This is a genomic window from Chryseobacterium sp. TQ-BC-N36, assembly GCF_058382295.1.
Genome location: NZ_CM178175.1, coordinates 1,301,722 through 1,324,254, shown reverse-complemented (window position 1 = coordinate 1,324,254; position 22,533 = coordinate 1,301,722). Strand labels below are relative to the sequence as shown.

21 protein-coding genes and 1 CRISPR repeat array (1 of these 22 only partly in view) are annotated in these 22,533 nt (G+C 36.5%); of the genes, 16 read left to right on the top strand and 5 right to left on the bottom strand.

Annotation, left to right across the window (positions count from 1 at the left end; all coding sequences use genetic code 11):
* Nucleotides 1-1,208: a CRISPR direct-repeat array (repeat unit 47 nt; unit sequence GCTGTGACTAATCACGAAGATAATAATTTTTGAAAGCAATTCACAAC); it reaches 378 nt to the left of the window's first position.
* A gap of 189 nt (nt 1,209-1,397) precedes the next feature.
* On the top strand, nt 1,398-2,075 hold the full coding sequence (locus AC3FI7_RS05915; protein ID WP_343658652.1) for a YceI family protein: 678 nt from the start codon (nt 1,398-1,400) through the stop codon (nt 2,073-2,075).
* 69 nt (nt 2,076-2,144) lie between these two features.
* On the opposite strand, the gene AC3FI7_RS05910 is transcribed toward AC3FI7_RS05915, so the two are convergent.
* On the bottom strand, nt 2,145-2,501 hold the full coding sequence (locus AC3FI7_RS05910) for a hypothetical protein (protein WP_142722773.1): 357 nt from the start codon (nt 2,499-2,501) through the stop codon (nt 2,145-2,147).
* Between the two features lie 362 nt (nt 2,502-2,863).
* On the opposite strand from AC3FI7_RS05910, the gene AC3FI7_RS05905 reads away from it, so the two are divergent.
* From AC3FI7_RS05905 to AC3FI7_RS05875, 7 genes are all read left to right on the top strand, one after another.
* Nucleotides 2,864-3,118: a DUF1294 domain-containing protein gene (locus AC3FI7_RS05905; RefSeq protein ID WP_142722774.1), complete on the top strand. Its 255-nt coding sequence runs from the start codon at nt 2,864-2,866 to the stop codon at nt 3,116-3,118.
* Between the two features lie 111 nt (nt 3,119-3,229).
* The gene (locus AC3FI7_RS05900) at nt 3,230-3,436 is read left to right on the top strand and encodes a bacteriocin-like protein (protein ID WP_142722775.1); all 207 of its coding nucleotides are present in this window, start codon (nt 3,230-3,232) and stop codon (nt 3,434-3,436) included.
* A gap of 134 nt (nt 3,437-3,570) precedes the next feature.
* Nucleotides 3,571-5,376, top strand: a complete 1,806-nt coding sequence (typA, locus tag AC3FI7_RS05895; RefSeq protein ID WP_142722776.1) for a translational GTPase TypA — start codon at nt 3,571-3,573, stop codon at nt 5,374-5,376.
* Between the two features lie 131 nt (nt 5,377-5,507).
* Nucleotides 5,508-7,121 (top strand): glycoside hydrolase family 10-like protein, encoded by a 1,614-nt coding sequence (locus AC3FI7_RS05890; protein ID WP_491461630.1) that lies wholly within the window; start codon nt 5,508-5,510, stop codon nt 7,119-7,121.
* A 244-nt stretch (nt 7,122-7,365) separates the two neighbouring features.
* Nucleotides 7,366-7,917 (top strand): ferritin, encoded by a 552-nt coding sequence (locus AC3FI7_RS05885; protein ID WP_142722778.1) that lies wholly within the window; start codon nt 7,366-7,368, stop codon nt 7,915-7,917.
* A 180-nt stretch (nt 7,918-8,097) separates the two neighbouring features.
* Nucleotides 8,098-9,189, top strand: coding sequence for a redox-regulated ATPase YchF (gene ychF / locus AC3FI7_RS05880; RefSeq protein ID WP_343658649.1), 1,092 nt, complete (start codon nt 8,098-8,100; stop codon nt 9,187-9,189).
* An 83-nt stretch (nt 9,190-9,272) separates the two neighbouring features.
* On the top strand, nt 9,273-10,352 hold the full coding sequence (locus AC3FI7_RS05875) for a hypothetical protein (protein WP_491461629.1): 1,080 nt from the start codon (nt 9,273-9,275) through the stop codon (nt 10,350-10,352).
* Nucleotides 10,353-10,404: 52 nt separating this feature from the next.
* Here the strand turns inward: AC3FI7_RS05875 and AC3FI7_RS05870 are convergent, their stop codons facing one another.
* Nucleotides 10,405-10,659, bottom strand: a complete 255-nt coding sequence (locus AC3FI7_RS05870) for a bacteriocin (RefSeq protein ID WP_142722781.1) — start codon at nt 10,657-10,659, stop codon at nt 10,405-10,407.
* Nucleotides 10,660-10,691: 32 nt separating this feature from the next.
* The gene (locus AC3FI7_RS05865) at nt 10,692-10,850 is read right to left on the bottom strand and encodes a hypothetical protein (RefSeq protein WP_172616996.1); all 159 of its coding nucleotides are present in this window, start codon (nt 10,848-10,850) and stop codon (nt 10,692-10,694) included.
* 142 nt (nt 10,851-10,992) lie between these two features.
* Between AC3FI7_RS05865 and AC3FI7_RS05860 the strand changes: the two genes are divergently transcribed.
* Both AC3FI7_RS05860 and AC3FI7_RS05855 read left to right on the top strand, forming a co-directional pair.
* The gene (locus AC3FI7_RS05860) at nt 10,993-11,931 is read left to right on the top strand and encodes a helix-turn-helix domain-containing protein (protein ID WP_142722782.1); all 939 of its coding nucleotides are present in this window, start codon (nt 10,993-10,995) and stop codon (nt 11,929-11,931) included.
* 89 nt (nt 11,932-12,020) lie between these two features.
* Nucleotides 12,021-12,785, top strand: a complete 765-nt coding sequence (locus AC3FI7_RS05855; RefSeq protein WP_142722783.1) for an SDR family NAD(P)-dependent oxidoreductase — start codon at nt 12,021-12,023, stop codon at nt 12,783-12,785.
* An 89-nt stretch (nt 12,786-12,874) separates the two neighbouring features.
* Here the strand turns inward: AC3FI7_RS05855 and AC3FI7_RS05850 are convergent, their stop codons facing one another.
* The gene (locus AC3FI7_RS05850; protein ID WP_172616997.1) at nt 12,875-13,051 is read right to left on the bottom strand and encodes a ComC/BlpC family leader-containing pheromone/bacteriocin; all 177 of its coding nucleotides are present in this window, start codon (nt 13,049-13,051) and stop codon (nt 12,875-12,877) included.
* 161 nt (nt 13,052-13,212) lie between these two features.
* Nucleotides 13,213-14,361, bottom strand: a complete 1,149-nt coding sequence (locus AC3FI7_RS05845; protein WP_142722784.1) for a methionine aminotransferase — start codon at nt 14,359-14,361, stop codon at nt 13,213-13,215.
* Between the two features lie 224 nt (nt 14,362-14,585).
* Here AC3FI7_RS05845 and AC3FI7_RS05840 point away from each other — a divergent pair, with 224 nt between their 5' ends.
* The 6 genes from AC3FI7_RS05840 (at nt 14,586) to AC3FI7_RS05815 (ending at nt 22,485) form a co-directional block, all read left to right on the top strand.
* The gene (locus tag AC3FI7_RS05840) at nt 14,586-15,125 is read left to right on the top strand and encodes a DUF2867 domain-containing protein (RefSeq protein ID WP_142722786.1); all 540 of its coding nucleotides are present in this window, start codon (nt 14,586-14,588) and stop codon (nt 15,123-15,125) included.
* Nucleotides 15,126-15,591: 466 nt separating this feature from the next.
* Nucleotides 15,592-17,478 (top strand): DNA topoisomerase IV subunit B, encoded by a 1,887-nt coding sequence (locus tag AC3FI7_RS05835; RefSeq protein ID WP_142722787.1) that lies wholly within the window; start codon nt 15,592-15,594, stop codon nt 17,476-17,478.
* A gap of 127 nt (nt 17,479-17,605) precedes the next feature.
* A complete protein-coding gene (locus AC3FI7_RS05830; protein WP_142722788.1) occupies nt 17,606-18,082 on the top strand; it encodes a hypothetical protein in 477 nt (158 codons plus the stop codon).
* A 6-nt stretch (nt 18,083-18,088) separates the two neighbouring features.
* Nucleotides 18,089-20,680 (top strand): DNA gyrase/topoisomerase IV subunit A, encoded by a 2,592-nt coding sequence (locus AC3FI7_RS05825; protein ID WP_491461628.1) that lies wholly within the window; start codon nt 18,089-18,091, stop codon nt 20,678-20,680.
* A gap of 43 nt (nt 20,681-20,723) precedes the next feature.
* Nucleotides 20,724-21,365: a rhomboid family intramembrane serine protease gene (locus tag AC3FI7_RS05820; RefSeq protein ID WP_142722790.1), complete on the top strand. Its 642-nt coding sequence runs from the start codon at nt 20,724-20,726 to the stop codon at nt 21,363-21,365.
* Nucleotides 21,366-21,396: 31 nt separating this feature from the next.
* Nucleotides 21,397-22,485, top strand: coding sequence for a helix-turn-helix domain-containing protein (locus AC3FI7_RS05815; RefSeq protein ID WP_491461627.1), 1,089 nt, complete (start codon nt 21,397-21,399; stop codon nt 22,483-22,485).
* The last annotated feature ends 48 nt before the right edge of the window (nt 22,486-22,533 follow it).

Here is a 22,533-nt window from a genome sequence, read left to right as displayed (position 1 = left end):
TCAGCTGCTGTGACTAATCACGAAGATAATAATTTTTGAAAGCAATTCACAACACTTCCCGTATTTTGAAAACAAGCCTTCTAGCTGTGACTAATCACGAAGATAATAATTTTTGAAAGCAATTCACAACGCCAGATCGGATAGTATTTATTCCTGCATTGCTGTGACTAATCACGAAGATAATAATTTTTGAAAGCAATTCACAACTATATTCCCGGAACCATTCTCATAATTAATGCTGTGACTAATCACGAAGATAATAATTTTTGAAAGCAATTCACAACTGTGTTCCAAGTCTTTAACCATGAACATATGCTGTGACTAATCACGAAGATAATAATTTTTGAAAGCAATTCACAACGGCTTGGTGGGCGAATACCTTAATAGATTGGCTGTGACTAATCACGAAGATAATAATTTTTGAAAGCAATTCACAACCTAAAATCACTTTGTAACTAAATTTGGTTAGCTGTGACTAATCACGAAGATAATAATTTTTGAAAGCAATTCACAACGGCTTGGTGGGCGAATACCTTAATAGATTGGCTGTGACTAATCACGAAGATAATAATTTTTGAAAGCAATTCACAACCTAAAATCACTTTGTAACTAAATTTGGTTAGCTGTGACTAATCACGAAGATAATAATTTTTGAAAGCAATTCACAACTCTCGAGATAATTCCATATTTCAATGGCAAGCTGTGACTAATCACGAAGATAATAATTTTTGAAAGCAATTCACAACAAACGTGATGCTAGCATATAGGTAATGCAGGCTGTGACTAATCACGAAGATAATAATTTTTGAAAGCAATTCACAACTGCGTACCTTTACTATTAACTGATAATCAAGCTGTGACTAATCACGAAGATAATAATTTTTGAAAGCAATTCACAACCAAGGTCAATAACTCTTCCTGTTACTTTTCGCTGTGACTAATCACGAAGATAATAATTTTTGAAAGCAATTCACAACTGAAGTACGCCTCGTTTTGTTTCTTCAAGGGCTGTGACTAATCACGAAGATAATAATTTTTGAAAGCAATTCACAACTAGCGCCAAGCTGATCCACATAAGAAGGCAGCTGTGACTAATCACGAAGATAATAATTTTTGAAAGCAATTCACAACCTGTTAGCTCTATGGCAGAAATATCATTTGGCTGTGACTAATCACGAAGATAATAATTTTTTAAAGCAATTCACAACTAGTATACTGGATTCTTTCAATGAAGACAAGCTTTGACTAATCACGAAGATAAGAATATCCCTGCAAAAAGATTTATAATTTATATAAAAATACCACATTTATTGATGTATGGTAAGGTGCCTCCCGATAGGATTTTCTATTTTTGTACCCGAAAACAACAAAATTCAAACTTTTTTAAACAGTTCAATATGAAAAAAATTAGCGTAATTGCATTAGTAGGAGTAGGATTGCTTTTAGCATCATGTAATAAAGAAAAATCGGCAGAATCTGCAGCTACTGCTCAGGAGCAGAAAGTAGCAGAGAGCAAAGGTGAAACACTTGCTGTAGATACAGCAGGGTCTGTAGTAAACTGGAAGGCATTCCATAAAGGAGGTATGGCACCTCGTTGGGGAACGCTTACAGTAAAATCAGGAGATATCAGTGTTGATGCGGGTCAGATTGCTGCAGGAAACTTTATTATCGATATGAATTCTATTAAAGTAGATCCGGCTTCAGTAACGGAGAAAGATAAAAAACCGGCAGATCTTGAGGCTCACCTTAAAAACCCAGATTTCTTTGATGTAGCGAAAAACCCTACTTCAGATTTCAAAATTACAAGTGTTACTGATCTGAAAGAAGCACCAAAAGATGCTGTAGCAGGAGCTAACAAAACAGTAAGCGGAAACCTTACATTATCAGGAAAAACAATGAATGTTACTTTCCCTGCTAAAGTAGATGTTACTGAAAACTCAGCAGCTATTCAGGCTAAATTCACTGTAAACAGAGCAGATTGGGGAATCAAATTCGGTACTTCAGAAGCAGATCCTGCAGAATGGATGATCAGCAAGGATATTGAGATTGCTATTGATGTGAAAGCTAAAAAATAAGGTATTTAAATTTCAATACCTCTGGGCTGCCTAAATACAAGGCAGCTTTTTTATTTTACGTCAAAAAAATCAGTTCAAAATTTTTGAAGTCTGAATCCTTACACCATATTCACTTCCAAGATACAAAGGATTACCGTGCTTTTCAGACCAGAATCCATCAAGGATATCCTTGCTTAGACATCGGTATACGGCAACGCCTTTATAGATTTTATGATCTTCCCCTTCGTAGCTGAAGTTAATGACTAAAATCTGGTCTTTGTAGAATCCGGTGCCATTTTGTATATGATCACCGATCATCCATTGAGCAATGATACGGTTGTTTTCATCAATGGTTAGGGTTAATATACCGTGATAAGTGGGCAGGGAAGACTCTTCCTGGTTACTTCCTTCAATAGAGTAGCTTCCTGCCAGGTCCTGTACTGTCATTGATTTTATTTTTTAGGAACGGCAAATTTATGAAATCTGTTCTGATAGCGCCACAAATTAAACTTTGGAATTTTTCATGTGAAAACGTTGTTTAAACTTTACCCATCACAAGAGTTACAAAAGGTTTCATTTTAAAATACTTTAGTTCACTTAAGTAAGTTTAAAATGATACCGCAGAAAAGTTCACATAAGATGAAAATCAAAGATTTTCACAAAACTTAGGTGTGCTTAAAGCACAAGGCCTGGTTCTGAAAAGACTTAAGTGTCTAAAACTTTTGTGACTTTTATGGTTAAAATAATGATTATAAAAGTTTAAACAACCTTATAAATTAAATTTTACTTTTGCAGCAAATTAATTTTGAATGCTACCTTTTCTGTTCATCACAAATCTGATTACATTTGGAGCTTTTGGCTTTGATAAATGGCAGGCCAAAAAACATCAATGGAGAATTTCAGAGAATACTCTTTTAGGAATTTCTCTTCTGGGCGGAATTTTAGGAGCTGCTTCCGGAATGATCATTTTCAATCATAAAGTTTCCAAAAAACCGTTTCTGGTAAAATTTATACTGGTGGTATTGATTGACCTGGTATTGTTTTACCGATTGATGAGGCATTGATATATGCATAACTACCATGTTGTTTTCAAATGTTAAATATTGAAATGAAATAGTTTTTGTTAGGTATTTTTTATAAATTTATCATGCTAATAACAAATACAACAAAACAACATGAGAAATCTTAGAAAAATCTCCAGAACCGAAATGAAATCAGTTCAGGGAGGAATTGTAAAAGGAATGGTAAGATGTAAAGATGCAGACACGTGTGTCGTAAGATGGGGATGGGCCACCGGGTCATCCAGTAACTGTGCGGCATTTGACATCATATGTGGAGAACCGCCTGCAGTAGATCCATGCGAAATACAGGCTTGCGTATAAATAATTTAGAGAGTGCTTTTGGGCACTCTTTTTTATGGTCTTGTCAATCGTATTTTAAACAAAATATTAAATATTTGGATAACTAAATATTTTTTCATTAAAAATCACTACTTTTGCACCCGTAAAAATCTTTTATGCAAAACATTAGAAATATTGCGATTATCGCACACGTTGACCACGGAAAGACGACTTTGGTTGACAAGATCATTCACGCTACCAACATTTTCAGAGAAAATCAGGAGAGTGGGGAGTTAATTATGGATAATAACGATCTTGAAAGAGAAAGAGGGATCACAATCTTATCCAAGAATATTTCTGTTACTTATAAAGACACAAAAATTAACGTAATTGATACTCCTGGTCACGCCGATTTTGGTGGAGAAGTAGAAAGAGTATTGAAAATGGCTGATGGGGTTATTTTGTTGGTGGATGCGTTTGAAGGACCAATGCCACAAACAAGATTCGTACTTCAGAAAGCCTTAGAATTAGGATTAAGACCATTAGTAGTTATCAATAAAGTAGATAAACCCAACTGCCGTCCAGACGAAGTTCATGATCAGGTATTTGATTTATTCTTCAATCTTGAGGCTACTGAAGAACAGCTGGATTTTCCAACATTCTACGGTTCTTCTAAACAAGGTTGGTTCAACACTTCATTAGAACAAACTGAAGATATTTTACCATTATTAGATGGGATCTTACAATATGTTCCGGCTCCTACTGTAACGGAAGGAAACCTTCAGATGCAGATCACTTCCCTTGATTACTCTTCTTTCTTAGGAAGAATTGCGATCGGAAAAGTGACAAGAGGAGAGATCAAAGAATCCCAGTGGATCGGTCTTGCTCAGGCAGATGGTAAAATAGTTAAAGGAAAAGTAAAAGAACTTTACGTTTTTGAAGGACTGGGAAAGAAAAAAGTAACTGAAGTACAGGCAGGAGACATCTGTGCTGTAGTAGGTTTCGATGCATTCCAGATCGGTGATTCATTCGTAGATCTTGAAAATCCTGAACCATTGGAAAGAACGGCTATCGATGAGCCTACCCTGAACATGACATTCTCTATCAACAATTCACCTTTCTTCGGTAAAGATGGTAAATATGTTACATCTAACCACCTGAAAGAAAGATTAACAAAAGAATTAGAGAAAAACTTAGCCTTAAGAGTTCAGCAGACTGATGATGCTAACACTTTCTTAGTATTCGGTAGAGGTATTCTTCACTTGTCAGTTTTGATCGAAACTATGAGAAGAGAAGGATACGAGATGACCATTGGTCAGCCACAGGTTATCCTGAAAGAAATAGATGGTGTAAGCTGTGAGCCTTACGAATCTTTAGTAGTAGATGTTCCTGAAGAATATGCTTCAAGAGTTATCGACCTGGCTACACAAAGAAAAGGAGATCTTCACATTATGGAAACTAAAGGAGAAATGCAGCACATGGAGTTCGAAATTCCTTCAAGAGGATTGATCGGATTGCGTTCTCAGATGTTGACCGCTACTGCTGGTGAAGCTATCATGGCACACCGTTTCACAGAATACAAGCCTTTCAAAGGAGCTATTCCGGGAAGAAACAACGGAGTACTGATCAGTAAAACTACAGGTCCTGCGACAGAATATTCAATCAACAAACTGCAGGATAGAGGTAAATTCTTCGTTGATCCGGGTGAGGAAATCTACACTGGAATGATCGTTGGAGAACAAAACAAACCTGGAGATCTGGTTGTGAATATCGTGGAAGCAAAACAGTTGAACAACATGCGTGCGGCTGGAAAAGATAAAGATACAGGGGTTGCTCCGAAAATCTTATTCTCACTGGAAGAATGTATGGAATATATTCAGGCTGATGAAGCGATCGAGGTTACTCCGAACTTTATCAGAATGAGAAAGAAAATCCTTTCTGAAGAAGAGAGAAAAAGAGTAGAGAGATCTGCAAAAGCATAATAAAAATTTTATATATAAAATCAAAGCCTCGATTTTCGAGGCTTTTTTTCTATACCAACTCATTAAAATGCTTATTTTGGCATAATAATCTCTGAGAAATAAAAAATAAATTTTAAAGTAGTTTTGTGACTATGAGAATGAATAAATTAAAACTTATCGTTTTATTGGGTGTTTTTGCTTCTTACACCACCTCATGTTCCGTTCAGAACAATGTTGTAAAAACACCTTCCACGAAGAACCCGACAAAACCAACCAACAATACAAACCCACCAAAAGTAAATCCTGTAACGACAAAACCAGTAACAGGAACAGCATCAACTGAAGAAAGTTTCAGGACCAATCTTCCGGAAATCAAAAGAGAATTCCGTGGTGCCTGGATTGCGAGTGTTGCGAATATCAACTGGCCTTCAAGAAACGATCTTACAGTAGAGCAGCAGAAAACAGAGGCAATCAGTATGCTTGATATGCTCAGGGACAATAATTTTAACGCTGCAATATTCCAGATCAGACCTTCAGCGGACGCTCTCTATACAAGCAATATCGAACCATGGTCTTATTTCCTGACCGGAGAAACAGGAACTGCACCTTCTCCCAACTATGACCCGCTTCAGTTTTGGATTGAAGAAGCTCACAAAAGAGGGTTAGAGCTGCATGTCTGGTTAAATCCATACCGGGCACACCACACCAATGGAGGAGCAGTCAGCAGCCAGTCAATGGTGAATAAGCTGTCCGATATTGTGGTCCGGTTAAAGAATGGAATGTATTGGTTTGATCCGGCCAATCCGAAAACACAGGGACATGTATCAAATATTGTAAAGGATATTGTCAAAAGATATGATATTGATGCCATTCATTTCGATGATTATTTCTATCCGTATGCAGCTTATAATAAAGGTGCGGATTTTCCTGACAATGCAACCTGGAATGCTTATGTGAGCAGTGGAGGTACTTTGTCCAGAGCAGACTGGAGAAGAGATAACGTTAATAAATTTGTAGAACGTATCTATAAGGAAATTCACGCAGAAAAGAATAATGTAAGGTTCGGGATCAGCCCGTTCGGAATCTGGAAACCCGGATATCCTGCAGGAATTGTAGGTTCATCCCAATACGATGAGCTCTATGCCGATGCTAAATTATGGTTAAATAAAGGCTGGGTAGATTATTTTTCCCCACAGCTGTATTGGCCGATTGATTCCAAAGGACAAAGCTTTGAAGCCCTGTTAAGCTGGTGGCAGTCTGAAAATACCATGAACCGCCACTTATGGCCCGGCCTGAATACTGTTGAGATCAAAGTGTCAGATCGCCCGACAGAAATCAAAAACCAGATTGCCATTTCAAGAAATATCCTGAAAAATGATGCGGGAGAAATTCACTGGAGCATTGCAGGATTGACCAAGAATCCCAACATGCTTCCTGCTTTGAAAAGCGGTCCTTACAGTGAAAAAGCATTAATACCGAAATCACCGTGGATAAAAGCTGTTCCATTACAAGCTCCCACATTGTTTATTGCAGATAACGGAAGTTTTGCCCAGACAGGTTGGAGTACAAAAAATGCTGCTGAAGTTTTCCTTTGGGTACTCTTCACACAATATAACGGAGTATGGCAGACGGAAATTTTAACGCTGGACACCCTTTCAAAAGATATTCCTAAATTCAGAGACGGTAAAAAACTGAATGCTGTAGCTATTAAAGCCATCGACAGGTTAGGAAACGAAAGTGATTATACAGCCAGAAGAATTAAATAGTTGGGCTATGACCTGCTACCCAATATGTCATTGCGAACCTTTTGGTGAGTCAATTTCAATAATAAATTTAAAAACCAGTTCTGGAAAAGAGCTGGTTTTTATTTTAGAATAACTATAAATTATTAATTTAAATTACTGAAAATCAATTGTGTTTTAAAGTGGTTTGTAAATTTTAATATAAAATAATAACCTTATCGGAACTGTTTTTGCATGAGTAATCCCATAATCACCAAAATATAACATTATGAATACTAAAAGACTTTCCGACAACATGGAAAAAGCACTGAGTGATCAGATGAACAAGGAAATTCATGCATCACACGTTTTTTTATCTTATGGAATTTGGGCTGATGATAAAGGATATCAGGGAATTGCCAATTTCCTTTACCGCCATGCTCAGGAAGAAAGAAATCATTCAATCAAATTCATGGAATATATTTTAAACAGAGGAGGAAAACCAAAAGTAGAAGCTATTCCGGCTCCTCCGGCAGATCCTGAAAATCTCACCGCTTGTTTTGACGGGGTTTTTAAACATGAAGTTGACAATACAACCGCTATTTACAGAATTGTAGATCTTTCTATGGAAGAAAAAGACTGGGCAACATGGAATTTTATGCAATGGTTTGTACAGGAGCAGATTGAAGAGGAAACATTAGCTCAGAATCTTATTGATAAACTGAAAATTGCAGGTGGTGACAGAGCCACAGATGAATCTTTATTTACTTTAGATAAAACTTTACAGGAAGCACCGAATGATGTTCCGTTGGCTCAGGAAGCTACAGGAGATAATCCATAAGACGATTCGGTGAAATCCAGCCTTTTCAAAATCTGTCGGAATACCGACAGATTTTTTTATTATGAAACTCACCCAAAAATCACTATCTTTGCACACTCGTAATTCAAGGTTCAGAGTTCAATGTTTAAAGTTGTAGAAACCTTGACTTGCTCCTAAACCTTAAACTTTGAATTTTACAATATGAAATGTGGAATCGTAGGCTTACCGAATGTGGGTAAATCAACTCTTTTTAACTGTCTGAGCAATGCTAAAGCTCAATCAGCAAACTATCCTTTCTGTACTATTGAACCGAACCTTGGAACGGTTTCTGTACCGGACCAGAGATTGTTTGAACTGGAGAAAATCGTAAAACCTGAGAGAGTTTTGCCGGCTGTAGTTGAAATTGTTGATATTGCAGGTCTTGTGAAAGGAGCCAGCAAAGGAGAAGGATTGGGAAACCAGTTCTTAGCCAATATCCGCGAGTGTGAAGCGATCATTCACGTTTTGAGATGTTTTGATAATGGAAATATTGTTCACGTAGAAGGTTCAGTAGATCCGTTAAGAGATAAAGAAATTATTGATATTGAGCTGCAGCTGAAAGACCTTGAAACCGTAGGAAAAGCAGTTGAGAAAGCTAAAAAATTCATTAAATCCGGTAAGAAAGAAGATATCCTTACTTACGAAACACTTCAGAATTTACAGAAATTCCTTGAGGATGGTAAAAATGCAAGAGAATTTGCTGTAGATGATCTTACAAAATCAATTATCGGAGAAGTTCAGTTATTGACCAATAAGCCGGTACTTTACGTTTGTAATGTAGATGAAAACTCCATCAAAAACGGAAATGAGTGGATTGGTAAGATCGAAAAAATGGCTCAGAATGAAGGGGCAGAAGTAGTTGTATTAGCGGCACAGATTGAAGCGGATATCAATGAACTTGAAACGTTTGAAGAAAGAGAAATCTTCCTTGAAGAATTAGGGCTTACAGAACCGGGAGTTAACCGTTTGATCAGAAAAGCTTATGATCTTTTAAAACTTCAGACGTATTTTACTGCCGGAGTGAAAGAAGTAAGAGCATGGACTATCGGACAGGGATGGACTGCTCCACAGGCAGCGGGAGTTATTCATACAGACTTCGAAAAAGGATTTATCCGTGCCGAAGTGATCAAGTATAACGATTATATCAATTACGGGTCGGAAGTAAAAGTAAAAGAAGCCGGAAAACTTTCTGTTGAAGGTAAAGAATATATCGTACAGGATGGTGACATCATGCACTTTAGATTCAATGTATAAGAAAAGTATTAAAGTTAGTTATAAAGAAAAGCGCTTCCATGTATTTGGGAGCGTTTTTTGCATTGGTGTATTAAAATTTAACCATGAAAATCTTTTATTTCGCAAGCCTTATTCTATTTTTCTCATGCGCAAAATCGGCAGAAGAAAACTGTTTTGTAAACCGCAGAGACCAGGTGTTTGAAAGTTATAAGGAACAAAAGCCATTTACAGTAGAACAAATATTAAATGAAAAGCCTGATTATCTGAAAATCATCAGTCTTAAAAAATACAGAAGCTTTAAGAAAGACAGTATCGGTTCCTATACTCACGCAGGATCTGAGAGATATGTAAAAATGGAAAAAAGACTGGAGAATGATTTCAAAGTGTTCAGTGAAAAGTTTTCAGATCAGTTTATGCTTTATTCGTCACAGCAGACAGCTGGTATAATGTATGGCTTGGGACGGAACAGATTGGGATTTTGGTTACTCAAAATCGAACATGATATACCTGAAGCTTATTTTCTTGGACTGAGTTTCAGCCATTACTATATAAATGAAGTTCAGGAAAATCCTATTATAAAAGATGGATTTCTTCAGTTGGAAGGAAGTCTTGTGAAAATCATAAAAGTTGAGGGACTTCCCGGCTATGATGATTATTCAGCAATGGAAGACGGAAAAATGTTTAAGATAAATCTGAAGGATTTGATGAAGGATTCTGACCATGATGGATATAATGACATTTTTGAAAGAAGTTTTGGTCTTAATCCGGAAAATAAGGATACAGATGGCGATGGTATCAATGATTTTGAAGATATGAATCCTATGTTCAGATCTGAAAACAATAAGTTCACACAACTTTATGAACTTTTGCTGCCGGACTATGGAACTGCGGATATGAAAAGACTGCATTATACATTTCAGGTTTATAAAACTGATTGTAAATATTTTCAAGGGATTAATCCCGAACTTAGGGTTTTGTTCATTCCGGAAAATAAAAACAGACAAACCTATTACACAAGAATGACAGATATAACAGATCAGGGTATTTCCAGGATTCAGAGAAGCGATAAGGATCCTGATACATTTTATATTCATGAATCAGGAAGCAGTTTTACAAATGAATATGAGGCAGAATATGTAAAAGGAAAATGGATGCTAAAGAATATCGGAGGTACTGTTATTTAGTCATTTAACAATAAAAAAAAACGCTTCCTAACAGGAAAGCGGTTTCATTATATTATGACATTGCTGGTTCTAAATTTGGCCAGCATGGTGGCTCTACGCAATTAAATGAAATAACAGAACATACCATTGGTCCGTTTCCTGGCATGCATTCCATTGTTACACCGGGGCGACATTGCCGCTCATAACATGAAGGATGAATTTGTGCGCATCCACCACCACTATGAGTACATATCATTACTCCTCCTTTAATTGTCTTTAACTCTTTTTTATTGAGTTTTTTTCCATTTTTTAAATGTTGATTTTTCATTAATTAGTTTTTATGGTTTAGTTTTTTAGGTCTTACAATTCAATTCCAGGTTGGCATTGTATCTCTGCGCAGGCAAAAGAAATTCTCTTACAGGTAAGATCAGGAAGCAGGCACATTTCCTTTCCGCCGGTAATTACTCTTAATTGTTTTTTGTTTAATTTCTTTCCGATTTGATTGATTTGATTTTTCATTGATTTGATTTTTAATAGGTTAGTTTTAACGAATGTAAGAAAAATAAATGAAGTATATCACGATATATGGAAAAAACATGTTTTAATTGGAAATTTTTAATAGGTATAACTTCGTATATTTGAATTTTACAAATCATCTGATATGGAAAAAATAGCACACACTTCACTGGAAGATTTTTACAAAGAGATGGCTGCCAAACTGGGTAAAGATCTTGACAGTATTTTTCCCAAGGGGCTTCATAAAGACATAGGGCACTTTAATGTTTTCGATATTGCCCAGACACTCGAAAGAGCAAAAGCTACTTCTGAAATGCCTTATAACAGAAGAAAATATTATAAAATAAGCTTTATAAAAGGTAGAAACAGGGCAGAGTATGCAGATAAAGTAATTTCTATAAAAAAGAATGCCTTATTGTTTGCAACGCCTAAAGTTCCTTATCATTGGATCCCTGAAGATCCCAATCAGTCAGGGAGTTTCTGTGTTTTTACAGAAGACTTTTTTATTAAAGATAAATCGTACTACAATCTGGAAGATCTTCCTATTTTTCAGCCCGGAGGAGTACCTGTTTTTGAAATTGATGATGAACTCGCAAAAGAGATTGAGACTCTTTTTGAAAAAATAAAAAAAGAAATTGACTCCGATTATGTGTTTAAATATGATCTGATCAGAAATTATGTACTGGAATTGATTCATTATGGGCAAAAATTGCAGCCGGCATCCAAAATATCAGCATCCAATGAGGCTTCCTTGAGGGTTGTTTCTTTATTTATAGAGTTGTTGGAAAGGCAGTTTCCTATTGAATCCTGGGAACAGAGGCTGCAATTGAAAACGGCTAAGGATTACGCAGACAGGCTTGCGGTTCACGTGAATTATCTGAATAAAAGATTAAAAGAAAGCACCGGAAAGACAACTACTGAACTTATTTCCGACCGCATCGTTCAGGAAGCTAAAATACTTTTAAAACAGACGAGATGGAATGTTTCGGAAATATCTTATGCCCTGGGATTTGAAGAAATTGCCCATTTTTCTAATTTCTTTAAAAGAAAAACAACCTTTACCCCATTGGAATTTCGGTCCTGATTTGAATTTTGCAAATTTCAGATTGATTCAAGCAAACACTTCAGTTCGAAAATATCCCAACTTTGTATCATCAAAATAATCAAAATACAATGAACACAAAAACAAATATTGCACTGGTAACCGGAGGAAACCGTGGATTGGGAAAAAACTCAGCACTTAAAATTGCTCAGAAAGGATTAGATGTTATTATTACGTACAGAAGTAACAAAGAAGAAGCAGAAGCTGTAGTCAATGAAATACAATCATTGGGGCGAAATGCTGTCGCGTTTCAGCTTGATACCAAAGACATAAAAAGTTTCGACGCTTTTGTAAAGGATGTTACCAGCCATTTACAGGAAAACACAGGAAGTACTCATATTGATTATCTTGTCAATAATGCGGGAACAGCTTTATATTCACCGATTACGGAAGTGACGGAAGAACAGCTGGATGATGTGGTAGATATTCACTTTAAAGGAGTCTTTTTTCTCACTCAAAAGCTTTTGCCATTTATTAATGATGGAGGAGGAATTATTAATGTCTCTTCAGGATTAGCAAGATTTGCAACACCGGGTTCTTCTGTTTACGGATCAATAAAAGCAGGAGTAGAAATGCTGACGAAATATATGGCTAAAGAGCTGGGCGCAAGAAAGATCAAAGCTAATGTTGTGGCTCCGGGGGCTATTGAAACTGATTTTGGAGGTGGAAGAGTGAGAGATAATGAAGAGATTAATGCCATGGTAGCTGGTGCTACAGCCCTGGGCAGAGTCGGTCTTCCTGATGATATCGGTGGAGTCGTAGCCTTCCTGTGCACAGAAGATGCAGGATGGATCAATGGGCAAAGAATCGAAGTTTCCGGGGGAATGTTTTTATAAATATTTTCCAAAAGAACTTAGCGAAAATAGGATCGGCCGGCTCAAAATGAGCCGGCCGATTTTGAATTGGTATAAGATATGTTCTAGTATTATCCTACAGGATCAAGAGGTTCAGGGAGCTGGCATTCCTGCTCTGCACAGCCTGGTCCGGTGTATACGCAATATCCGGAAGAATTTGTACATCTAACACTGCCAGAGCCTCCATTGATTGTATGTAATGCATTCCGGTCCAATTTTTTTCCTTTGTTTAATTTTTTGTTTTTCATGGGATCGTTTTTTTGATTTATTCTTTTTTAATTTTTATTCGTGAGAAAGAATTTAATATAAATGAATCATCAACTGCGTCCGGAAGCCCTCAGTTTTTGCACAGAATGATAAATTCGCTATTAAAATATTACAATACGGTTCACCGTGAAGTATTTTTATATTAGATCTTTGATAGGTTTTCTATAGCCTTTTCTAACGTTTCTTTCTTCTTGGCGAAACATAGCCTGATCACATTTTCATTCAGCTTGTTTTTATAAAAAGAAGAAAAAGGAACGCTGGCTACCTTGTGATTAATAGTAAGTTCAGAAGCAAAATCAAAATCATTTTTATCAGAAATTTTATCATATTTTACTGCCTGAAAATAGGTGCCTTCACAATCCAGCAGTTCAAACGAAGTTCCTGCCAGTCCTTTTCTCAGAAAATCTCTTTTTTCCTGAAAGAATTGATTCAGATGAGAATAATGTTCTTCGTTTTTCATGTATTCAGCCAACGCCAGCTGAATAGGGGTATTTACGCAGAATACATTGAATTGATGAACCTTCCTGAATTCGTCCGTTAAGTTTTTAGGAGCCGCACAGTAACCTACTTTCCAGCCTGTAACATGGAAAAGTTTTCCAAAAGAAGCTACAAGAAGACTTCTTTCTTTCAACTCAGGATATTTGCAGATGCTTAAATGCTGTTTTCCGTCAAAAACAATATTTTCATACACCTCATCACTCAAAATAAGAATCGAAGTTCCTTTTACGAGTTCAATAAGCTTTTGTATATCATTTTCTTTCAGGATTTTTCCTGAAGGATTATTGGGATTGTTAAGAATAATCATTCTGGTTTTTTCGCTGACAAGTTTTTTTACAGCAGTCCAGTCGATTTCATAATCCGGAGCTTTCATTTCAAAACGTCTTACAATGCCTCCAAAAAGCTCTACAGTAGGTTCGTAACAGTCATAAGCCGGTTCGAAAATAATCACTTCATCATCTTTCTTAACAAAAGAGGCGATAGCTGTAAAAATAGCCTGAGTTCCACCTGCGGTAACGGTTATTTCTGAATCCGGATGGTAAACTGCCTCATGACTGTTTTCTATTTTCCGCGCAATTTCTTCCTTCAGACCAATCATTCCTCCAAGAGGCGCATACTGATTGAACCCTTTTTTAATAAAGTGATCCACGTGATTCAATAATTCCGGATCGGGCATAAAATCCGGAAAGCCCTGGGAGAGATTGATCGCTTCATTTTCATTGGCAAGCTGAGTCATCTGGCTGAAAATAGTAGTTCCTACATTGGAAAGTTTTGATAAAGGAAGTTGTATCATAAAAACAGTTTTGTTGACCGAATTTAATGAAATATTTAAAACCGTTTGAACTTATGGAAATAAAAAATAGAAAACAGCCGGTTCAGAGCTGCTATTGGAAAATTTCTTTGATGAAGTATGTTAATTCAAAGAATGAAAATCATTAAACATTTGTTTGAATTTTTCTTTTGGATTGTGGAAAGATCCTTACATTTGTTATACAAATAACCATAATAGCAATGACGATGAAGATTAAGAAGACAGCGTTTCCTGAAAACTCCATTTTATCCTCAGGAAAAAAAGATTTCGATTATATTGATAGCTTTAAAGGAGAGCTGACAGATACCCATCGGAATATCGATATTTCAGAAATCGGAAAAGCTTTCTTTACAAGCGGACCAAAATGGGGAAAGAAAATGTTTGCTTTCAGAAATAAAGTAGTGGGATTATTCGGGTTAAAGACAGGTTCTGAAACAGAAAAACAGCAAACGGAGAAAGATTTTAAATGTGAAATAGGAGAACACGCAGGAATTTTCACGGTATTTGATAAAACCAGTAATGAAATCATTCTGGGGGAAGATGACAGGCATCTGAATTTCAGGGTTTCTCTTTTAGTTGACAGGAATAAAAAAGATCCGGATAAAAATTTCCTTACCATATCCACTACTGTGAAGTTTCATAACTGGATGGGGATCCTCTATTTTCTGCCCGTCCGACCCTTTCATAAACTGATTGTACCTGCTATGCTGAAAAATATGATTGGCCAGCTGGAAAGCAAAAAATAAAATAGTTACTTCAAAAGAGAAAGTAAGAGTTTTCTCATTAAAGTTGTTTAAACTTTACCCAACCACAAAAGTCACAAAAGGATTCATTTTAAAACACTTGAGTTCACTTAAGTAAGTTTAATGATACCGCAGAAAAATTCACACATAAGATGAAAGTCAAAGAATTTCACAAAACTTAAGGGGATGTGCTACACATAAGGCTTGGTGATGAAAAACTTAAGTGTTAAAAACTTTCGTGTCTGAAATAATGAATTTAAAAGTTTAAACAACCTCATTTTAAAGATATTCGTGAAAATTTTAATCATTAAAATAAATTTTACCTGCTTTTGTATACCAGCAAATTTAAAAGGCTTAAAACTCTATGGCTGCTCTTCTCACCGTACAATAAAAGTTAGGAAAAAATGATTTTTAAAATTCGGATAATTTTGGACAATTTTGTACTTTTGTATGTTTGCTGAAATCATATATGTCACAAGAAATAAATCCAACCTATTCCGAAGATAATATCAGAACCCTCGATTGGCAGGAACACATCCGTCTGCGCCCCGGCATGTATATCGGGAAGCTGGGTGATGGTTCTTCCGCTGACGATGGTATTTATATCCTTTTAAAAGAAATCCTTGATAACTCTATTGATGAGTTCAGGATGCGGGCCGGAAAAAGAATTGAAATAAAGCTGGACGACGGCAAAGTTACCATTCGTGACTTTGGGCGTGGGATTCCATTGGGGAAAGTCGTTGACGCCGTTTCAAAAATGAATACCGGTGGTAAATACGATAGTAAGGCGTTTAAAAAATCTGTAGGATTGAACGGAGTCGGTACCAAAGCCGTAAATGCTCTTTCTGACTACTTCAGAGTCCGTTCTTTCCGTGATGGGAAAATGAAAGCTGCTGAATTCTCCCGCGGAATGATCAAAGAAAATTTTGATGAGAAAGAGACTTCAGACAGAAACGGTACTGAAATTTCCTTTATTCCTGATGGAGAAATCTTCCTTCATTTCAAGTACAGAAAAGAGTATATCGAAAGAATGCTCCGTAATTATGCTTATCTGAATCCGGGACTGAAAATTCTTTTCAACGGGGAAACATATTATTCTGAAAACGGTCTTAAAGACCTTTTAGAAGAGGAGCTGGAAAGTGATATCCTTTATCCGATCGTTCATCTGAAGGATGATGATATTGAGGTGGCCATTACCCATTCAGACAAATCGCAGACAGAGACCTATTTCTCTTTTGTGAACGGACAGAATACAACACAGGGTGGAACGCACCTTAATGCATTCCGTGAGGCATATGTGAAAACGGTTCGTGAATTTTTCAATAAAAGCTTTGATGCTTCTGATATCAGGAAATCGATTATTGCAGCGATTTCAATCAACGTAGAAGAGCCGGTATTCGAATCCCAGACCAAAACAAAATTAGGATCCAATGATATGGGACCTAACGGGCCTACTGTAAGAACATTTATTATAGATTTCCTAAAGAGCAAACTGGACAATTTCTTACACAAGAATCCGGAAATAGCAGAAGCGATCCAGAGAAAAATATTAATTTCCGAAAGAGAAAGAAAAGAACTTTCCGGGATCCAGAAATTAGCAAGAGAAAGAGCAAAAAAGGTCTCTCTTCACAATAAAAAACTTCGTGACTGCAGACAGCATTATAACGATCAGAAAGCCGAAAGGAAAGGAGATACCCAGATTTTCATTACCGAGGGAGATTCTGCATCCGGATCTATTACAAAATCAAGGGATGTCGAAACGCAGGCCGTATTTTCACTGAAAGGTAAACCGCTGAACTGTTATGGTCTTACCAAGAAAGTGGTCTATGAAAACGAAGAGTTTAACCTTCTCCAGGCCGCTTTGAATATTGAAGAAAGTCTTGAAGACCTGAGATACAATCAGGTAATTATCGCTACTGATGCCGATGTGGATGGGATGCACATCCGCTTGCTGATGATTACTTTCTTTCTGCAGTTCTTTCCGGATCTCATTAAAAACGGACACCTTTATATCCTTCAGACTCCACTGTTCAGAGTAAGGAATAAAAAAGAAACAAGATACTGTTATACAGAAGCAGAAAGGGTAAAAGCACTGAATGAGCTGGGGAAGAATCCTGAAATTACACGATTCAAAGGACTTGGAGAGATTTCACCAGATGAGTTTAAACATTTTATCGGAAAAGATATCCGCTTAGAGCCTGTTGTGGTTGGGAAAGACCAAACCATAGATCAGCTTCTGGAGTTTTATATGGGGAAAAACACACCCGACAGACAGACGTTCATTCTTGAAAACCTTGTTGTAGAAGATGATACAGATATTGATAAAAAAGAAATTCTAAATGAAGTAGAAAACTAGGAATTTTATAAGAGAACTTAGAACCAGAGTTCTGTTAGTGAATACAAAACAGATATATTGATAAAAAACACATTTTGGATGAAGTAAGAATTATAAGAATTATAAAACTTACACAACCAAAAAATCAATGAGACTAAGTAACCGTAATAAAGTATCTATTTATAACTCGCTAAGTACTATCCTTTTTATGATGATGGTATTTGGAGTCATTGTTTTTGCTGCTAATGAGTACAGATTCAATGCGTTAGGAAATGAAAGCTATTTGCTGATCATTGTTCCTTTTCTGTTGCTGCTTATCTTTTATACTTGCGGGCGGCAGATTTTTGAATATGACAGTGATGGTGAGGCGCTGAACTTTAAGAACAGGAATATCATTCCTTTTTTAGACAAACCTCTTCATGATGAGTTTCCGAAATATAAGCTTATAAAATATGATATAATCAGTATTTTATTTATCAAAAGATTATACATTACTGTTTCAAGTAAGAATAATGGTTCCACTATACTTAAGTACCAGATTTCTTATCTGAGCAAAAAAGAAATAAACGATTTAAAACTCTCTCTGAATAAAGTAGTGAAAGCTAATAAGGAGAAAAAAGATTAAAAACAGATGACGACAGAAGAATATTCGCATGAGGGTGAAAGCTTGAAAAAAGTTTCCGGTTTGTATAAAGACTGGTTTCTGGATTATGCTTCCTATGTAATTTTGGATAGAGCTATCCCTTCGGTATATGACGGTTTGAAACCCGTTCAGCGGAGAATTATGCACTCTATGCGGGAACTGGAAGACGGCCGCTACAATAAGGTGGCCAATATCGTGGGAAATACCATGAAATATCATCCGCATGGAGATGCTTCCATTACAGATGCCATGGTACAGATCGGGCAGAAAGAACTGTTGATAGATACTCAGGGAAACTGGGGTAATATTTATACCGGAGACTCGGCTGCTGCGGCAAGATATATTGAAGCAAGGCTGACTCCTTTTGCCCTGGAAGTAGTCTTTAATCCTAAAACGACAGAATGGACAAAGTCTTATGACGGGAGAAACAATGAACCTGTTGATCTGCCGGTAAAATTCCCTCTGCTTCTTGCACAAGGAGTAGAAGGTATCGGAGTAGGTCTGTCCACTAAAATTCTTCCGCATAACTTCAATGAGCTCATCAACGCATCTGTAGCGTATTTAAAAGGTAAGAAATTTGAACTGTATCCGGACTTCCTAACAGCCGGCTATCTGGATGTTTCAGAATATAATGACGGACATAGAGGCGGAAAAGTAAGAGCCAGAGCAAAAATTACCCAGACGGATAAGCATACTTTGGTTATTTCTGAACTTCCTTACTCCAAAACAACAACCGATCTTATTGACTCTATTTTAAAAGCCAATGAGAAAGGAAAGATCAAAATTAAAAAGATTGAGGACAATACTTCAGATAAAGTAGAAATTCTGATCCATATTCATAATGATGTTTCTCCGGATAAGACCATTGATGCACTGTATGCATTTACCGATTGCCAGGTGACAATCTCTCCAAATGCCTGTGTGATTGTAGGAGATAAACCTATGTTCATGAATGTTTCTGAAATTCTGAAAATGAATACGGATCATACAGTATCATTGCTTAAGAAAGAGCTGGAAATTGAACTCCATGAACTTCAGGAAAGCTGGCATTTCTCCTCATTGGAAAGAATTTTCATTGAGAACAGAATCTACCATGATATTGAAGAGGTGAAAACCTGGGAAGAGGTACTGAAGACCATTGATGCCGGATTAAAACCCCACACCAAACATCTTTTAAGAGCGGTTACAGAAGATGATATCTTAAAACTGACCGAGATCAGAATCAAAAGAATCTCAAGATTTGATTTAGATAAATTTAAAGAAAATATTGCAGCTCTGGAAGGCAAAATAGAACAGGTGAAATACAACCTTGCCAATCTGATCGCCTATGCTATTGATTATTATTTAAATATTCAGAAAAAATACGGAAAAGATAAGCAGAGAAAAACTGAGCTTAGGATCTTTGACACCATTGATGCTACAAAAGTAGCTGTAGCTAACGAAAAATTCTATGCAAATTTTGAAGAAGGCTTCATTGGTACATCCCTGAAGAAAGATCAATATCTGTTTGACTGTTCTGATATTGATGATATCATCACATTCAGAAAAGACGGAAGTATGAAAGTGGTAAAAGTGGAAGCCAAAACCTTCATCGGAAAAGATATCCTGCATGTTGCCATATGGAAGAAAAACGATAAAAGAACAGTATATAATATGATCTACCGTGAAGGGAGAGAAGGGCCATATTATATGAAACGTTTCTCCGTAACAGGAGTGACCAGGAATACAGATTATCCTTTAGCTTCAGATAAAAAAGGTTCGGAAACCCTTTATTTTTCGGCAAATCCTAATGGAGAAGCAGAAACGGTAACCGTACTTTTAAAGCCTAATCCAAGAATCAGAAAGAACAAAATGGAGATCAACTTTTCTGATCTTGCCATCAAAGGGCGCGATTCCAAAGGAAATCTGGTGACAAAATATGCTGTGAAGAAAGTAGATATGAAAGAGGAAGGGGTTTCTACCCTCGCTCCAAGAAAGATCTGGTTTGATGATACTGTAAGAAGGCTGAATGCAGATGCAAGAGGTACGCTGCTGGGAAGTTTCAAAGGAGATGACAAAATCCTTACAATCAACACCAATGGCGAAGTAAAGCTGGTTTCATTTGATCTTGGCAACCGTTTTGATGATGAGTATCTGGTATTGGAAAAATGGAAACCCGAACAGCCGATTACCTGTATCTATTACGATGGAGAAAAGGATATTTACTTCATCAAGAGATTTTTACTGGAAAATACAGTGAATGTACAGACTTTCATGCCCTCTGAGCATCCTAAATCATTTATTGAAAATGTGATTGTTGCCAACGATGCCACTGCTGAAATTATTTTCGCAAAAGATAAAGGAAAAGAACGCGAACCGGAAACTGTAAATATTGATGAATTCATAGCGGTAAAAGGAATAAAAGCCATTGGAAACCAGTTTACCAAATTCAAAGTAAAAGCAATCAATATTACGGTTCCAGAACCCGTGGAAGAAGAACCGGAGGTTTATGAAGATCCAGAACCTGCAGGAGATCCAGATGAAGACGGTGGAATTATTGGTGATCTGTTTCAGGAGGACGGAAGTAATGAGAATGAATAGAGCATAATGCCTTTTCATAGATAACATAAAAAACAGACAGACGATGGATATAATTGTTTTAATTATCATTGCAGCCACATGTATCTTTAGCTATATGGGGTTTAACAATACAGCATTATTTGAAAAATATAAATTTAATGTTGGGGCCATTGCTAACCGTAAAGAGTATATAAGGCTTATCAGTTCAGCATTTTTACATGCCGACTTTATGCACTTGTTTTTTAATATGCTTTCCCTGTATTTTTTCCAGGAAGTAGTCATTAATTTCTTTGGTGAAACAGGATTTTTGATTCTTTATTTCGGATCCATGATCCTTGGGAATTTATTCAGTCTGCAGATCTATAAAAACCAACCCTGGTATTCAGCAATTGGGGCTTCAGGGGCTGTTTCGGGAATTATTTTTGCTTCTATAGCAATGGCGCCGAATGAGATCAGTGTGAATTTCCTTCCGGGATGGCTATTTGGAACTTTATATTTCGGATACTCCGTTTATATGATGCTGAATCCAAAACAATGGGATAACCTGGGCCATGCAGCACACCTTGGAGGTGCTTTTTTCGGACTTGTTTATTCTATTGCAATGCATCCGCAGCAAGCGATGAACAATATGGTGTTTTTAGGAATTATGTCGCTTCCGTTAATTTATTTAGGATATGAAATTTTTGTAAGGAAGCGAATAGGATAAAAGACTATTTTTAAATAAAATATCAAAACCAATGAACACATCAGAGTTAAACAGTTTCATCGTGATACTTATCTATGGTTCATTGGTTTTGCTTTCTCTGCTGAAGCTGGCCAATCCTTTAAAAGTAAACCGTAAAGCCAATTTCTGGTTCGGAATATTCCTTTTTTTGTGGTCTACCTTCTGGCTGGATGAGGTTCTGTTTCTGGTAACAGGCTCAGCAGTGGACTTCCATTCCCTTTTTTGGGTAAGATGTATTCAGTTTTTCACACCGATTGTTTTCTACTTCAGTGTACTGTTCTATACAAATCCTTCCTTTACTTTTAAAATCACGGATGTAAAATTTTTGTTGCTTCCCGCAGCATTTCTGCTTTGTCTTATATTGATCAGACTGGGTTATAAAGCACCGTTTGAATCTCTGAGCATTATTTTGATCCTGATTCAGGCACTCTTTTATACGGTTCTTTCTTATGTTACGATCAGAAAGCACCAGAAGAAGATTCAGCAGTTTTCTTCCAATACGGAAGGCATCAATCTGAACTGGCTGGAGTTTATCATTCTGGTAATGCTTATTGTGAACATTATCTACATCATTTACAACCGTTTTTATGATCCCAAATCACTCAATTTCTTTATCAATAGCATTTTTTTATTGGTTATTTATTGTGTAGGATACTATTCTCTGAAGCAGGAAGAGATCTATCCGTTAGAAGAAAAACAGAGAGAGGAGCTTATCTCTATCAGTGAAGATAACGGTGCTGAAGAAGTAAAAAGAAAGCTGATTTCTGATGAAGAATTACTGAAGATTAAATTATCACTGGAAAAAATAATGGAAATACAGAAACCCTATCTTGACAGTGAACTGAATCTGATTAAGCTGGCAGAGATGCTCTCAGTTTCTACCCACCATTTGTCGTATGTCATCAATACAGGTTTTGAAAAGAATTTCTTCCAGTATGTGAATGAGTTCAGAGTAGAGTATGCCAAAAAACTTCTGAAAGAACCCAACAGTAAATTATCTATTCTTGGAATTGCTTACGAGTCCGGATTCAACTCCAAAACCTCATTTAATACCACCTTTAAAAAAATGACAGGACAGACTCCTTCTGAGTTCAAAAAATAAGTTCCGGTTTATAATTTTTTACTTTTTTTATTTGTAATATTTTGATTG